This is a genomic window from Microtetraspora glauca (assembly GCF_040656155.1).
Taxonomy (GTDB): domain Bacteria; phylum Actinomycetota; class Actinomycetes; order Streptosporangiales; family Streptosporangiaceae; genus Microtetraspora; species Microtetraspora glauca.
Genome location: NZ_JBFALK010000001.1, coordinates 1 through 14667 on the forward strand (window position 1 = coordinate 1; position 14667 = coordinate 14667).

Below are 14667 nucleotides of genomic sequence, written 5' to 3' on the forward strand. Positions count from 1 at the left end.
AGATCACCGTTGGTTCGCCCGGGTCGGGGACGACCTCGCCGTCGGCGATGGCATACAGGTGCTCAACGCGGGCCTTCTTGGTCGCATAGTCCGGGTCGCGGGAGGCCTTCCAGGTCTTTATGGCTTGAAAGGACACACTTTCCGCACGTAGAAGCTCGCGCAGGCCCTCATGGCTGATGTCCTCGACCACCCCCTCGGCGACCAGGAAATCGGCCAACTTGGCAAGGCTCCACCGGGAGAACGGCAACCCATGCTCCGCCGGTCGGGACTTGGCGATCTTCTTGATCTCACGGCGTTGCGGCAGCGTGAACGTCGGTGCCCGGCCGCCCTTGTACTTGGGATACAGCGAGTCGAAGCCATCGGTATTGAAGTTATGGATCACGTCCCGGACCCGGTCTTCGCTGGTGAACGCCACCTGCGCGATCTTCGCGACAGGCATGCCCTGGGCCGACAGCAGCACCATCTGCGCCCGCCGCCAGGTCACCACCGACCCACTGCCGCGCCGTACGATCCGCAGCAGCCGGTTGCCTTCATCGTCATCGATCTCACGTACGCGAACCCGTTCAGCCACACGCAGAGTGTGAAGCGATCACGCCGACCGTGGTGGGACCTTGATCGGCGTGTCACCACGAAACAGGGCAAACCCAGGCTGATGCGGCACTAGTCACTCGGACTTGAACCCTCTGTCCAGGTACAAGGTCGGCTCCGGCGGAATCGAAGCGAGGCACGGACCAATTGTGCCTTGCGCACAGAGGCCCTGCCTGATGTCCCCGTGGCCCTGGTCTGCTCGGCTTGTCCCGGTCGATGGCGGGCGGGATGATCAGGCCCCTACCTCAGCCATCTTCGGGCCGATAGTGACAAACGGACGGTCACCCCGGAGCCGGAGAGCCCCCCGCCGGAGGCTTTGTCTAGGGCTTCTCGGCTACAGCTATGCCGTAGAGATGCTGACGGACTGTGGCGTCGTTCTCCAGGATGTGATCTATGGTCTCCCAATAGTCGGACAGCCAGGGATGGGCGAGGGCTTCCTCGCGGGTCAGCTTGCGACCGTAGAACGGTTCATCGGGTGCGACTGTGGCGCCTTTGACCAGAGAGCAGGCGGGGGCGGGCTGCCCTTCGACGGGACCGACGCGACATCCGAAGGTGACGCGGTTCCGGCCAGGGCGGCTGACAGGCTCGTCCGGAGCCCAGGCGTCGTCGATGATGACATCGATCCAGGCTTCGTGGATTCCGTTGTGGTGATAGCAGGATGCGTAGTAGATCGCATAGGCGCCGTCGTCGTTGTTGATGAACCCGGTCACGCGATCGAAGGGGGTCTGGCAACAGTCGCAGACGCCGGTTCGGATGTTCCTGTCTGGATCGATTCGCAGTTCCACGCTGGCATTATGGGGCGGCTTGGATGGGGTCGTCGGCGGAGTGCTTGGGATCAACTGATGCTGGGCGCGGCCCGAGCTGCCGGCGGCTGGGCACTGCGGCGTAGTGGCTTCAACACCCGCACCCGTTGGGTGGATGTAGTCCGAGAGATGGGCATGCCAGATATGCACTTTCATGACCTTCGTCACACTGGCAACATGCTGGCGGCCGAGTCCGGAGCGGGGCTCAAGGACCTGATGGCTCGGATGGGCACGACAACGTCAGGGCGGCCATGATGCCCGTGGGCTAATTGCACGCTAATTGCACGGAAGATCGAAAAGGTTATGGAAACGACGAAGGCCCGGGTTGGGAATCACTCCCTGACCTGGGCATTTGAGTGTGGAGCGGGTGACGGGAATCGAACCCGCGCTGTCAGCTTGGGAATCATCTACTGACCTTGCTGCCCTGAGCTGGGAAAACGGGAGTGCAGGTCAGGGCGGGTCGAGTCCCCGTGAGTCCCCCTGGTTGACCGTGGTTCCCCGCCTGTTCTGGCACGGATCTGGCACGGAAGCCGCTCAATATCCATCGCTCGCGGGCAGTTCGGTTGCACTGCCCCGATAGCCGAAATCGTCGCTGACGGACTCTATGCTTCCCGCCCATGAGTAGAGACGAGGCCTCTGTCGTGCACACCAAGCGAATGGAGGTGGAGGTGGAGGACTGCGGTTCGGTCTATCTTCTGGATCGGGAGGACTACGGGGCCGGCGCTGGGCTAGATGACTCCCCGACTCACTCCATCGGGCTCATCAAAGTGGAAGGGAGCGGCCTCGCCTGCCTGAATATCGCCGCTCAGTGTGGGGTGGTGGACTTCACGGTGGCTATCGCCGATCAAGATCCGGGTGCCCACCTTGACGGCTACGAAGACATCGTGGAGATCAGTTTCGAGTCCCCATCGGGCGAGCTCCTTCTGGCGGGATGGCACATGGATTGGGACGATGAAAAGGCGCACAGCCTTCCTCCGTTGCCTGCTGGTCCCGGAACATACCGCTTGCGGTATCACACCCAAGGGGATATGGAGAGCTGGTCCATAGATGGCTACTACCTTCAGATATGGCCCGCGCCGCAGCATGACCCCGCCGTGCTGAAAACTACGAGTCAGTTCCTCCAGTACTTGCTGAACCCCAAAGCTTGGAAATCGCAATGATCACGGACTTTGGGCCCTGTGATCCCTGGTCAACGACAACCTCGGGCCAGCCGTGAGTGCCCTGTGCGGCCCCAGCCACCCACGAGCTCGGCTCTTGCTCCTGGCGATCATCCCGGTGCCGGAGCGCCCCCGCCGGAGGCATAGGTTGTACGGTCACGTGCATGGACCCCAGTACGCCGCTGGTGCTCGCCACATCTGGAAGACCTACGTACCGCGCCGAGGGCGGGCGGACACCGTCCAAGGTGAGTTGCTGCGGGCAGTGGAGAAACTCCGGGACGAGGCCCAGCGCAACGGCAACGTCAACTGGGGAGAGCATTTTGAGCAGTTCCTGGCCTACCTACGCGAGAAGCTCATCGCATCGGAGTTGTTCGATGCGGAGACCTTGAAGGAACTGTCCGCAGATCTGGATCGCCTCGCTGACTTTGAGCGGCCACTTACTGACGATGAGCCCTTCGATCGCATCACTTACCGCGTCGTCGATTGGTACCGCGAATGCGCTCCTCATCGCACGCCAGCGACTCCTTGAAAATGGGTTACAGATCAGGGCTGGTCGAGTGACCGCGATTCCCCGCCTGTTCTGGCACGCATCTGGCACGTGGATCATGGCCACTCGACGCGGATGAGATACACCTCGCGTTGTTCCTCCATGACCACGTAGGTCGCGAGGCCGCGCTCGCCGAAGGTGTGGGTGAGCATGCTGGCCTTAAGGTTGGCCGGGTTGTACGGTCGGCCGCTCCATGGCGCTGTCTCCAGCAGCGTGAACAGCTCGGCGAGCGGACGTAGGGCCTCTTCGGGAACCGTAGCGATCTGGTTCTCGGCGACCGGGTCGAGTACGAGTTGGTACACCTACAGCTCGACTCCGCGAGCGGTGAGGACCTCGCGCCATGGTTTTCCCCGGGGGGCCGGCTCGCCGACAAGGATCTGCTCGGCCTTGACATGCATCTGGCGGCGTCCTTCGGGGTCTTTCACCGTGTCGCACGCGGAGATCCACCAGCGGTGAACGAAGTTGTTCAGCGCGCTGAGATCCAGACTTACTCGAACCTCATCGAGGACTGCCTTGAGCCCCGCATCGAACGCTTCGCGGTCCTGGGGCACGACCAGGGTGGCGCGGATGGCCCGCAGGTTCTTCTCCGGCATAGACGGGCTGGTTGGTGTGAAGTCCTGTGGCTGCGCAGTCATGCTGACGTCCCCTCTCCCGTCACAGAGCCTACAGAGCTCAGCTGACAAGGTTGGGGAGTTGGAGCATGAGGGAAGCGAAGAAACCTATGTGGAGCGGGTGACGGGAATCGAACCCGCGCTGTCAGCTTGGGAATTGCATGGATCATGCCTCATAGGGCGGCCTACCTGGGCTTCGGGCGCGTCATGAGTGACCGTGGTTGACCCCTCGTCACTCTGCTTAATGGCCCGTTAATGGCCCACCCGTCGAAGCTGCGTGCCGAGGGCGTGAAGAGCGGTCAAGATGACCTTGTGACGGATTGGACCTGTGACGTCTCGTTGGTGGTCATCGATCGTGAGGTTCCGGACGACGAGATAAGGAGGTGGTGGAACTCCAAAGAGACACCGCTGCTCTACGATCTTGTGGCGGTCGCTCCTCGACTCCGCCTCGGGAGGGTACTGGACACGCACGGCGACGTTCCCGGCCCGGCTCGCCGTGTCTTCTCCCTGCTCTTCCTGCGAGGTACCACCCCGCGATACGTCGTCCCCCGGCTTGATGATGAACTGATCGGCGAGATTCTGGCTGCGTACCAAGGGCGAGATGATGACGGCCCGGGAACTCAGCAAGCTGATCTCGTAGAGGTTGCCGCCTTTTTGGCAACTCATCGTGGTGCTGGAGTCCTCACCGATGAGGACGAGGAGCCATAGCTTGCGCGGTTGCGCATGCCTCGGCCTGCCTGATCACCCCGTATGCCGTGGACCCGACGGCCTTGGTCTGCTCGGCTTGTCCCGGGTCGATGGCGGGCGGGGTGATCAGGCCCCTACCTCAGCCACTTACGGTCAGAGCCGATGCGCGGGCCTGGGCGATCACCCCGGAGCCGGAGCCCTCCGCCGGAGGCGTTGCTTGTATCGCTTGGCCATGTGGAAGGACGGGGCATGGGGTGCGATCATCATGGCTATGACGTCGATCAGAAAGGGCTATGCCTCGTAGGCGCCCCTCTCAGGTTCCTGCACGTGGGTCGGTGTGCGGAACTCATAGAGCCTCTATCCATCAGGTCCCTGGTCTCGGCCATCGTCCCATGGCTGCGGTGATCAGGCTTGAGCACACCAGAATGCGGCCAGGCGAGATAGCGGAGGCGTTGCTCGCGTGGACACAGGCGGTGATTCCCGGAACCGTCGACCGGATCGCACCGACATGTATGTGCCCTGAATGCTGCGGAGTGGCCCCACGCTGGCGGCTGGAACAGGCGCTCACGGCCTTGCCGCCATGGGCCAGGCCCTACCTGTACTCCTTGGTTCTCCCGCTGGATAAACGGTTTCTCGCCCGGACGTCGCTGGATCCGCATGCCTCGCCTGAATGGGCTTGGTGGCAGCGAAGGCGCTGACTTCCGCGGCTTGAGCATGACCAGATCGTCCGGCTCATGGGTGTACGGCGGCGGAAGTGCGGCCCGAGCTGCCGGCGGCCGGGACCGGCCCCCAGGCCGCATGCCCGGCCGCCGAGCGGGCGCAGGGCCGCGAGGCGGCGCGTAGCGCCGCCCTTGACCCGACTACGGGCGAGGTCCTGCCGACCTGGGAACAGGCCCTCGACGCTCTCGACCAGGACGACGAGGCCGAACCCCTGCATGTCCTGCGCTTCGGCGACCAGCTCGACATACAGAGCGTCCTCGCCGGAACCCCGGACGCCGACCAGCTCATCCAGTACCTGTCCAAGTACCTCACCAAGAGCCTCGGCGACGCCCTCGGCACCGACGACCCACGCCGCAAGGCACACGCCGAACGGCTGCTCGACGCGCTGCGGTTCGAGCCGTGTGCGCCGACGTGCCCGAACTGGCTGCGGTACGGGGTGCAGCCCAAGGGCGCCAAACCCGGCATGGCTCCCGGCCGGTGCAGGGGCAAGGCGCACAGGCCCGATCACCTCGGCTACGCGGGCCGTCGCGTGCTCGTTTCCCGGAAGTGGTCGAACAAGACCCTGACCGAGCACAAGCAGGACCGGCGTACCTGGGTCCTGGAAGCGCTCGGCGTCGAAGACGAGCCGGTCGACCCCCACCGCTACATCTGGAAGCCCGTGAAGCCGGGAGATCCCGACCTGGCTCCGATCGGTGTCCGGCTGCTGCGCTCGGTCCACGAACGCCAGCGCTGGCGCAACCACATGAACCAGCTCCAGGCCCAAGCCGAGGGCCGAGATCTTTCGGCAATTCAGTCCGCTGCGTGAAGGGAGGAACACCTTGGATCAACTGCTTACTGTCCCGCAAGCGGCGGCCCGCCTGAACACCTCGGTCCGCTTCGTCCGCCGCCTGGTGGCCGAACGGCGCATCGAGTTCGTGAAGGTCGGTCGCCACGTCCGCATCTCCGAGTCAGCGCTGGCCGCCTTCGTCGTCGCGGGCACGGTCGCGCCCCTGACGGCCCATGACGTCACCGGGAGGGCGGCCTGATGGCCAACAGAGACGGTCACCGCCGTTTCGGCAACATCCGCAAGCGAGAGTCCGGGCGCTACCAGATCCGCTATCCCGGCCCGGACGGTCGGATCCGCACCGGGGCCGAGACGTACGAGCGCAAGAGCGACGCGGAACGAGCGCTCTCGCTCATCGAGGCGCAGATCATCAAGGGGGAGTGGACCGACCCAGGTCGCGGCAAGGTCAAGCTCCGCGACTACGCCGAGAACTGGATCTCCCAGCGTCCGGCCCTGCGCCCCCGCACTGTCGATCTCTATAGGTGGCTGCTCAACAAGCACATCACGCCGTATCTGGGTGCGGCCCAGCTCGGCAAGCTGTCGATGGCCATGATTCGGCAGTGGCGGGCCGACCTGCTCGGCAACGGCGTCTCGGTCTCGGTGGCGGCCAAGGCGTACCGGCTCCTGCGGGCCGTGCTGACGACGGCGGCCGAAGAGGACCACATCATCCCGCGCAACCCATGCCGAATCCGCGGGGCCGGCGACGAGCACCCCGCAGAACGGCCCGTGCTGACCGTGGCTCAGGTCTTCGACCTGGCGGACCGGGTCGGCCGTCGTCCTGTCGGCAACGTCCGCAAGCTCAAGAACGGGGCGTACCGGCTGAGGTTCCAGCGGCACGGCGAGATGCGCACTCATCCTGAGATCTTCGCCACACGAGGCGAGGCGGAACGGGCGCTGTGGAAGATGGGCGCGGATGGGCGGGCCGACTGCACCCATGACCGACGCTTCCGCGCCCTGGTGCTGCTCGCCACCTTCGCGAGCCTGCGATGGGGCGAGGTGAGCGCGCTTCGTCGAGGTGACCTCGACCTGGAGGCCGGGACCGTGCGCATCCGAGCGGCCTTCGTCGAGCGCTCCACGGGGGAATTGGTTCTCGGGCCTCCCAAGTCCAAGGCGGGCCGGCGGGCGGTCGGCATCCCCGAGGGGATCATTCCGGCCCTGCGTGAGCACCTGGCGACCTACGTCCAGGACGAGCCGGGCGCGCTCGTCTTTCCCGGCGCCAAGGGCGGGCCGCTGCGGCGTAGCGGCTTCAACACCCGTACGCGCTGGGTCGATGTCGTGAAGGACATGGGGATGCCGGGTCTGCACTTTCACGACCTGCGACACACGGGCAACATGCTGGCGGCCGAGTCGGGCGCGGGGCTCAAGGACCTCATGGCACGGATGGGACACGACAACGTCCGGGCAGCCATGATCTATCAGCACGCCGTACGCGGCGCGGACAAGGTCATCACTGATGCGATCAACAAGCAGCTCCAGACGCGGGACGTGGCCGACGAAATGCCCGCAGGATGATCGACAGAGCTAATGGCCCGCTAATGGCCCGCGAAGATCGAACAACCTCAGAAACAATCAAGGCCCGGGTCTGGATTCGTGTCCTGACCTGGGCCTTCGTACGTGGAGCGGGTGACGGGAATCGAACCCGCGCTGTCAGCTTGGGAAGCTGATGTTCTGCCATTGAACTACACCCGCATCGGCCGTTCCGAAGAGCCGACCGCGTCCATCACTCTAGCGGAAAGTCGGCGTGGTCTCGTCGTCGAGGCCGAGAAGTTGCGAAAGATCTCGTGGCTCACCGGTGGTGGTCGTGTGCCGTCCCGGGGTGCCGCCATCGGGCCGGGCGCCTGGCCCGAGAGGTCGAGCCGAGGTTCACCCCCCGAAGTGCGTCGTGCCCCTGTCGCAGGGCGGATTAGGGGGAGGTGAGACCCCACATCAGGGGTGTGAGCCCGGATGGTGTGCCTCTTCCGGTCGATGTCCACCACGACGTCGGAGTGGGGGCGGTTACCCTTGCACGCGTGTTGCTTTCCGACCGTGACATCCGTGCCGAAATCGAGACCGGACGGGTCAAGATCGACCCGTACGAACCGGAGATGATCCAGCCGTCCAGTGTGGACGTACGGCTGGACCGGTTCTTCCGTGTGTTCGAAAACCACCGGTACCCGCACATCGACCCGGCCATGGAGCAGCCCGACCTCACCCGACTGGTCGAGCCGGAAGGCGACGACCCGTTCATCCTGCACCCCGGCGAGTTCGTCCTGGCCAGCACGTACGAGGTGATCAGCCTCCCGGACGACATCGCGTCCAGACTGGAGGGCAAGTCGAGCCTGGGCAGGCTGGGCCTGCTCACCCATTCGACCGCGGGCTTCATCGATCCGGGGTTCGACGGGCATGTCACTCTGGAGTTGTCCAATGTCGCCACATTGCCGATAAAGCTCTGGCCAGGCATGAAGATCGGCCAGCTGTGCATGTTCCGGCTCAGCTCACCCGCCGAGTTCCCGTACGGTTCCCGGAGGTACGGCTCCCGCTACCAGGGGCAGCGCGGGCCGACACCGAGCCGGTCGTTCCTGAACTTTCACCGCACGAAGATATGAACACGGGCCTCACCAGGCTCGCTGCACCTCGCAACCGCCCAGGTGTTAGCACCTGACCTCAGGGCAGCCATAACAGGAAGAGATGGTTACAAGCGGGCATGCATACCCTTAAGTTCGCATCTCAACTGGTTACCCGTACTCTTCTCTGCGGACCATCCCCGCACCTCACCTCTGGAGAATGACGTGCGCCTGCGTCTCACGCCCCGTGAGGACAGCTATTACGACTTGTTCGCCGACTCCGCGAACAACCTCGTCACCGCATCCCGGCTACTGGTAGAGATCATCAGTGACGGATCGGACCGGGAGGCCCTGGCCGACAAGATGCGGGCCTGCGAACACGCGGGTGACGAGCGCACTCACGCGATCATGAAGCGTCTCAACGAGAGCTTCATCACGCCGTTCGACCGTGAGGACATCTATCGCCTCGCCTCGAACCTCGACGACGTCATGGACTTCATGGAGGCGGCCGCCGACCTCATCGTCCTCTACCAGATCGACCACCTGCCCAAAGAGGTCGTCCGTCAGGTCGAGGTGCTGGAGAGGGCCGCCGAACTGACCGCCGACGCCATGCCGCGCCTGCGTTCGATGCAGAACCTCAACGAGTACTGGATCGAGATCAACCGGCTGGAGAACCAGGCCGACCAGATCTACCGCCGGCTCCTGGCCAAGCTCTTCAGCGGCGAGTACGACGCCCTCATGGTCATGAAGATGCGTGAGGTCATCGAGCAGCTCGAACTCGCCGCGGACGCGTTCGAACACGTGGCGAACACGATCGAGTCGATCGCGGTCAAGGAAAGCTAAGTGGAGCTCGCACTCGTCATCGGCGTCATCGTCGTCGCCCTGGTGTTCGACTACACCAACGGCTTCCATGACGCCGCCAACGCGATCGCGACCTCCGTGTCCACGCGGGCGCTGACCCCGCGGATCGCGTTGCTCCTCGCCGCCGTGATGAACTTCATCGGCGCGCACCTCGGTACCTCGGTCGCCCAGACGGTGGGCAAAGGGATCATCGACGCTCCGAACGGCTCGCACGGCCTGATAGTCGTGGGCGGGGCGCTCATCGGAGCGATCGTCTGGAACCTCATCACCTGGTACTTCGGCCTGCCCTCGTCGAGCAGTCACGCCCTCATCGGCGGTCTGGTCGGCTCCGCCATCGCCGCGAGCGCCACCGTGCACTGGAGCGGTGTGGTGGAGAAGGTCGTCATCCCCATGGTTCTGTCGCCCGTCGTCGGATTCATCCTGGGCGGCATCATCATGATCATCATCCTCTGGATCTTCCGCAAGGCGAGTCCGCGCTCGACCAGCCGGGGCTTCCGGTACGCCCAGACCGTGTCGGCGGCGGCCATGGCGCTCGGTCACGGCCTTCAGGACGCGCAGAAGACCATGGGCGTCATCTTCCTCGCGCTCGTCGTGGGCGGCTACGTCTCGCCGGACGCGGGAATCCCCGAGTGGGTCATCACCGCCTCGGCCGCGGCCATCTCCCTCGGCACGTACGCCGGCGGCTGGCGCATCATGCGGACTCTGGGCCGGCGGATCATCCACCTGGACCCGCCGCGCGGCTTCGCGGCCGAGGCGGCGGCCGCGTCCGTCCTCTACACCGCCGCGATCGGTTTCGGAGCGCCGATCTCGACCACGCACACCGTCACCAGCGCGATCATGGGCGTGGGCGCCACCAAGCGCCTGTCGGCCGTGCGGTGGGGGATCGCGGGCAACATCGTGACCGCCTGGGTGCTCACGATCCCCGCCGCCGCCGTGGTGGCCGCTCTGGCCTACCTCGGCCTGCACTGGATCCTGGAGTAGGAGCCTCAGCCGCGGTACATCACGTCCGTGTTCCAACGGGTGAACCCGAGTGACTCGTACAGCCTGACCGCGGCTCTGTTCTCCTCGTCCACGTACAGCATCACCTGGGCGAGGCCGCGCGAGCGCAGGTGCTGGAGGCCGGCGAGCGTCAGCGCGCGGCCGAGCCCCGAGCCCTGCTCGGCGGGGTCCACGCCGACCACGTAGACCTCGCCGACGGGCTCACGATCCTGCCCGTCACCCTCGTGGACCTTGGTCCAGTGGAAGCCCGCCAGGGAGTCGTCCCGTACGGCGAGGAAGAAGCCGTCGGGGTCGAACCACGGCTCCCGCTCCCGGAGCTCCAGATCCTCCCGCGTCCACGCGCCCTGCTCGGGGTGCGTCGAGAACGCCAGGGCGTTGAGCGCGACCCACGCGTCCTCGTCCTTGCCGGGGACGAACGTGCGCAGCCGTACGCCCTCGGGCACGTTCACGGAGGGGAACGGCGCGTCCAGCGGACGCCGCATCTGCCAGAGCGACCTGGCGCGCGACAGGCCCGCGGATGCGGCCAGCGCGCCCGCGGCGGGATGGTCTCCGTGCGCCCAGAGGCGGACCCGCCCGCCGGTCTCCGCCAGGACCGCCTCAAGCAGCCGCCGCCCGAGCCCTCGGCCCCGCAGCGCCGGGCGGACCACCAGCTCGCCGGAGGTCCCCTCCACCGGGTCGGCGGGGTCCAGGTGCGCGAACCCGGCGACCGTCCCGCCCTCATATATCAGTACGGCTCTCGCCCCCGGATCGCCGCCGTGGCGCAGCCGCAGCATCGCGTGCTCGTTGAGCGGACGCACCCCGTCGGCCTCCGCGGCCTCCCGGACCAGTTCCATGACGTCGGTGACCTGTTCGTCATCGAGTCGTCTCCTGGTCTCCACACGCACGTCCACGTCGCATACCTCGGTTCCGTCTAGTGGCAAAAGCCGCCATCATCATGAGCGGCGAATCGTTGTCTCTTCGCCATCTCATGTAAAGGTCGCGGTCCTACTGTCATGTTCCATGACCTCTCGCTCCCTTCTCCGCCTCGCGGTGGCGGGCGTCGCCGCGGCGACGGGACTGACCCTGGCCGCGCTCCCCGCGGCCGCCGCGCCGACCGCCTCCGCCAAGCCTCAGCCGATCCCGATCCGGCTGCTCACCGTGAACGACTTCCACGGCAACCTGGAGACCCCGACCGGGTCCAGCGGCCGCATCGTCAACGAGACGGGCGTGACCGTCCAGTCCGCGGGCGGCGCGGCCTATCTGGCTACCGCGATCAAGCAGAACACCATCAAGGGCCGGACCGACGTCGTCGCGGCCGGTGACCTGATCGGCGCCTCGCCGCTGATCTCCGCGGCCTTCCACGACGAGCCCACCGTACAGGTGCTCGGAGCGCTCGGGCTCGACGTCTCCTCCGTCGGCAACCACGAGTTCGACGAGGGTCTCACGGAGCTGCGCCGCCTGCAGAAGGGCGGCTGCCACCCCACGGACGGCTGCTCGCCCGCGGGCAAGTGGAAGGGCGCCAAGTACGACTACATCGGGGCCAACGTGGTCGACGACGACGGCAGGCACGCGCTGCCGCCCATCGCGATCCGCGTGGTGAACGGCGTAAAGATCGGTTACATCGGACTGGTGACCAAGACCACTCCGTCCATCGTGACGCCCGCCAGCATCGCGGGCCTCACCTTCCAGGACGAGGTCGAGGCGGGCAACCGGGCTGCGGCCTGGCTGAAGAGGCGCGGCGTCAACGCGATGGTCGCACTGGTCCACGAGGGTGACTCGATCACCGCCAACCAGAGCCCCGACGCCTGCCCGCTGACCACGGGCGTGGGCAGGACGATCGCCACCAACCTCAGCGCCGACGTGGACCTCGTCGTCATGGGGCACTCACACCAGGCGTACGTCTGCACGACGACCGACCCGGCCGGCAACACCCGGTACTTCACCCAGGGGTCGTCCTTCGGCCGGGTGCTCACCCAGATCGACTTCCAGGTGGACAAGAAGACCCGGGACGTCATCCGCTCCTCGGTGACCGCCGACAACAAGGTCGTCGCCGTGGACGGCCCGGCCAACGCGGGTCTCGACATCACCAAGTACGCCGCCGACCCCACGATCGATTCGCTCGTCTCGTACTGGAAGACGGCCGTCGCGTCCAAGGCGAACGCGCCCGTCGGCAAGATCACCGCGGACATCACCAACGTCGCCCCGTCGGGCGGCAGCGGCGAGACGGCGCTCGGCGACGTCATCGCGGACGCGCAGCTCGCGGCGGCCAAGAAGGACGGCGGCAACGCCGACATCGCCCTGATGAACCCCGGAGGCGTCAGGACGCTCCTCACCTACGCCGGTTCCCCGGCCGGTGAGGGCGACGGAGTCGTCACGTACGGCGAGGCGTTCGCGGTGCAGCCGTTCAACAACCTGCTGCAGGCTGTCACGCTGACCGGAGCCGAGCTCAAGACCGTGCTGGAGCAGCAGTTCACGGGAGGCCCGAACGCCCAGGCGTTCACCAAGATCCTGCAGCCCTCGTCCAACCTCACGTACAGCTACAACGCGAGCGCGGCCTGGGGATCCCGGATCTCGGACCTCAAGATCGATGGGGCGGCGGTGACCGACACCCAGTCGGTCCGGGTCGCGGCCAACAACTTCCTGGTCTCGGGTGGCGACGCCTTCACCGAGTTCACCAAGGGCACCGACCTGTGGACGTGGAACGGCGGCTTCGACGTGGACGCCTTCACCGCCTATCTCACGGCCAACTCCCCGATCGCGCCGCCCGCGCTGACCCGGATCACCAAGGTCGGCTGATCACGGCGACCCTCATGAGGCCCGTCCCGCCCGGGGCGGGCCTCACCCCCCATCCCGTACGGCTCCCGCCGGAGACGGCGAACCGGATCGGGATCAGTGGTGGGCGGGCTCCTGCTCGCCGGTCTCGGCGTGCTCGCCCCCACGGTCGGGGACGAAGCGGTAGCCGACGTTCCGGACCGTTCCGATGAGCGACTCGTACTCGGCGCCGAGCTTCGCGCGCAGCCGCCGGACGTGCACGTCCACGGTGCGGGTGCCGCCGAAGTAGTCGTATCCCCACACCTCCTGCAGCAGCTGGGCGCGGGTGAAGACCCGCCCCGGGTGCTGCGCGAGGTACTTGAGCAGCTCGAACTCCTTGAAGGTCAGGTCGAGCGCGCGCCCGCGAAGCCGGGCCGTGTAGGTCGCCTCGTCGATCGCCAGATCGCCGCTGCGGATCTCGTCCGGGACGTCCTCGGCGGCGGCCAGCGACAACCTGCCGGTCGCCATGCGCAGCCGGGCCTCGACCTCGGCCGGGCCGGCGCTGTCCAGCAGCACGTCGTCCACGCCCCACTCGGCGGTCATCGCGGCCAGGCCGCCCTCGGTCACGATGACCAGCAGCGGGCAGTCCATCCCGGTGGTGCGCAGCAGTCGGCACAGGCTCTTGGCGTGGGCGAGCTCGCGCCGCGCGTCGACCAGTACGGCGTCGGCGGGCGGGGCGTCGATCAGAGCGGACGCCTCGGCGGGCGCCACGCGTATCGAGTGCAGGAGCAGACCGAGCGCCGGAAGCACCTCAGCGGAGGGCTCCAGCACGTTCGTCAGCAGGAGCAGGTTGCTCACATCGGCCTCCTCGCCACGCCCGCGGTTTCGCGGGATTGTCGAGATCGCTCGCTCACATGCCCTCCTCGTCACAAGTGAAACGGTCGGGCGCGCCGGGAGAGCACCGCGCTGTGCACGTTCACAGGCTCGCCTCCTCCGCGTCATCACGGCTTCAGCCGTACAAACACGTAAGGACCCGGGGGCAACGTCGCCCAGGTCCCGTCTTCCGTAGGGTAGCCCACAGGAATATTGCGTCCAATGTGAGTCGGGCGTGTAAACAGTTCTTCACGCGGACAATCAGCGTAACCGCGCGGCTACGCACAGGTGTCCGCCGGGGGGTCGGAAACGGCTCCGGACGGCGGGGTCGGGAAGGAGGACCATGGCCACGGGCACGGTCCGTTACTGGGCGGCCGCGAAGGCCGCGGCGGGGGTCGCCGAGGAGCCGTTCGACGCGCCCACTCTCGGGGCACTGCTGACGCGCATCTCGTCGAATCCTGATCTGGCGCAGGTCCTGCGGCGCTGTTCCTTCCTCGTGAACGGCGCGCCGGCGGGGACGCGGGATCCCCATTCGATCGATCTGCCCGAGGGGGCGGTCGTCGAAGTTTTACCTCCCTTTGCCGGGGGATGAGGCGCTAGAAAGTGCCGGACACATGCTGCCCGTCGCGAGCGCGGATTCGGATGGACGCGTCGCATGGCGGAGGAGGAGGTCGGAGTGGAGCCTCCGGCCGACGACGACAACCCGGCGAGGCGCTATCTGGGCC

Annotated in this window: 17 protein-coding genes and 1 tRNA gene; 11 read left to right on the forward strand and 7 right to left on the reverse strand. The window is 66.4% G+C overall.

Translation table 11 applies throughout. The annotated features are described in order from the left end of the window. Together AB0I59_RS00005 and AB0I59_RS00010 are read right to left on the reverse strand one after the other, a co-directional pair. Positions 1-571, reverse strand: a 571-nt coding sequence (locus tag AB0I59_RS00005) for a helix-turn-helix domain-containing protein (RefSeq protein WP_358128453.1), incomplete at its 3' end; no start/stop codon positions are given. A gap of 337 nt (positions 572-908) precedes the next feature. Continuing rightward, a complete protein-coding gene (locus AB0I59_RS00010) occupies positions 909-1373 on the reverse strand; it encodes a hypothetical protein (RefSeq protein ID WP_358128456.1) in 465 nt (154 codons plus the stop codon). Positions 1374-2008: 635 nt separating this feature from the next. On the opposite strand from AB0I59_RS00010, the gene AB0I59_RS00015 reads away from it, so the two are divergent. Together AB0I59_RS00015 and AB0I59_RS00020 are read left to right on the forward strand one after the other, a co-directional pair. Beyond that, positions 2009-2551, forward strand: coding sequence for a hypothetical protein (locus tag AB0I59_RS00015; RefSeq protein ID WP_358128459.1), 543 nt, complete (start codon positions 2009-2011; stop codon positions 2549-2551). 247 nt (positions 2552-2798) lie between these two features. Beyond that, positions 2799-3077: a hypothetical protein gene (locus AB0I59_RS00020; RefSeq protein WP_358128461.1), complete on the forward strand. Its 279-nt coding sequence runs from the start codon at positions 2799-2801 to the stop codon at positions 3075-3077. 74 nt (positions 3078-3151) lie between these two features. Here AB0I59_RS00020 and AB0I59_RS00025 read toward each other — a convergent pair whose 3' ends face one another. Both AB0I59_RS00025 and AB0I59_RS00030 read right to left on the reverse strand, forming a co-directional pair. Then, a complete protein-coding gene (locus tag AB0I59_RS00025; protein WP_358128464.1) occupies positions 3152-3397 on the reverse strand; it encodes a hypothetical protein in 246 nt (81 codons plus the stop codon). Further along, positions 3398-3730: a DUF6247 family protein gene (locus AB0I59_RS00030; RefSeq protein WP_358128466.1), complete on the reverse strand. Its 333-nt coding sequence runs from the start codon at positions 3728-3730 to the stop codon at positions 3398-3400. Positions 3731-4018: 288 nt separating this feature from the next. Here AB0I59_RS00030 and AB0I59_RS00035 point away from each other — a divergent pair, with 288 nt between their 5' ends. The 4 genes from AB0I59_RS00035 (at position 4019) to AB0I59_RS00050 (ending at position 7448) form a co-directional block, all read left to right on the forward strand. Then, positions 4019-4414, forward strand: coding sequence for a hypothetical protein (locus AB0I59_RS00035; RefSeq protein ID WP_358128469.1), 396 nt, complete (start codon positions 4019-4021; stop codon positions 4412-4414). A gap of 733 nt (positions 4415-5147) precedes the next feature. Further along, positions 5148-5918 carry a replication initiator gene (locus tag AB0I59_RS00040; protein WP_358128472.1) on the forward strand — a complete coding sequence of 257 codons (771 nt, stop codon included), beginning with the start codon at positions 5148-5150 and terminating at the stop codon, positions 5916-5918. 13 nt (positions 5919-5931) lie between these two features. Beyond that, positions 5932-6138: a helix-turn-helix domain-containing protein gene (locus tag AB0I59_RS00045; RefSeq protein WP_193209461.1), complete on the forward strand. Its 207-nt coding sequence runs from the start codon at positions 5932-5934 to the stop codon at positions 6136-6138. Then, positions 6138-7448 (forward strand): tyrosine-type recombinase/integrase, encoded by a 1311-nt coding sequence (locus AB0I59_RS00050; RefSeq protein WP_358128475.1) that lies wholly within the window; start codon positions 6138-6140, stop codon positions 7446-7448. Before AB0I59_RS00045 ends, AB0I59_RS00050 begins: the two co-directional genes overlap by 1 nt. 103 nt (positions 7449-7551) lie before the next feature. Here AB0I59_RS00050 and AB0I59_RS00055 read toward each other — a convergent pair. Beyond that, positions 7552-7625: transfer RNA gene (locus tag AB0I59_RS00055), tRNA-Gly, on the reverse strand. Between the two features lie 320 nt (positions 7626-7945). On the opposite strand from AB0I59_RS00055, the gene dcd reads away from it, so the two are divergent. The 3 genes from dcd (at position 7946) to AB0I59_RS00070 (ending at position 10321) form a co-directional block, all read left to right on the forward strand. After that, positions 7946-8521, forward strand: a complete 576-nt coding sequence (gene dcd / locus AB0I59_RS00060) for a dCTP deaminase (RefSeq protein ID WP_061253110.1) — start codon at positions 7946-7948, stop codon at positions 8519-8521. A gap of 183 nt (positions 8522-8704) precedes the next feature. Continuing rightward, positions 8705-9322, forward strand: a complete 618-nt coding sequence (locus tag AB0I59_RS00065; RefSeq protein ID WP_061253111.1) for a DUF47 domain-containing protein — start codon at positions 8705-8707, stop codon at positions 9320-9322. Next, positions 9323-10321 (forward strand): inorganic phosphate transporter, encoded by a 999-nt coding sequence (locus AB0I59_RS00070; RefSeq protein WP_061253112.1) that lies wholly within the window; start codon positions 9323-9325, stop codon positions 10319-10321. It begins immediately after the preceding gene. A 5-nt stretch (positions 10322-10326) separates the two neighbouring features. Here the strand turns inward: AB0I59_RS00070 and mshD are convergent, their stop codons facing one another. Beyond that, positions 10327-11229: a mycothiol synthase gene (mshD, locus tag AB0I59_RS00075; RefSeq protein WP_061253113.1), complete on the reverse strand. Its 903-nt coding sequence runs from the start codon at positions 11227-11229 to the stop codon at positions 10327-10329. A gap of 109 nt (positions 11230-11338) precedes the next feature. On the opposite strand from mshD, the gene AB0I59_RS00080 reads away from it, so the two are divergent. Beyond that, positions 11339-13114, forward strand: a complete 1776-nt coding sequence (locus tag AB0I59_RS00080; RefSeq protein ID WP_061253114.1) for a bifunctional metallophosphatase/5'-nucleotidase — start codon at positions 11339-11341, stop codon at positions 13112-13114. 93 nt (positions 13115-13207) lie between these two features. Here the strand turns inward: AB0I59_RS00080 and AB0I59_RS00085 are convergent, their stop codons facing one another. Then, complete coding sequence (locus AB0I59_RS00085) at positions 13208-13927, reverse strand: winged helix-turn-helix transcriptional regulator (RefSeq protein WP_061253115.1); 720 nt, start codon at positions 13925-13927, stop codon at positions 13208-13210. Positions 13928-14285: 358 nt separating this feature from the next. Here AB0I59_RS00085 and AB0I59_RS00090 point away from each other — a divergent pair, with 358 nt between their 5' ends. Then, on the forward strand, positions 14286-14534 hold the full coding sequence (locus AB0I59_RS00090) for a MoaD/ThiS family protein (protein WP_061253116.1): 249 nt from the start codon (positions 14286-14288) through the stop codon (positions 14532-14534). Positions 14535-14667: the final 133 nt, after the last annotated feature.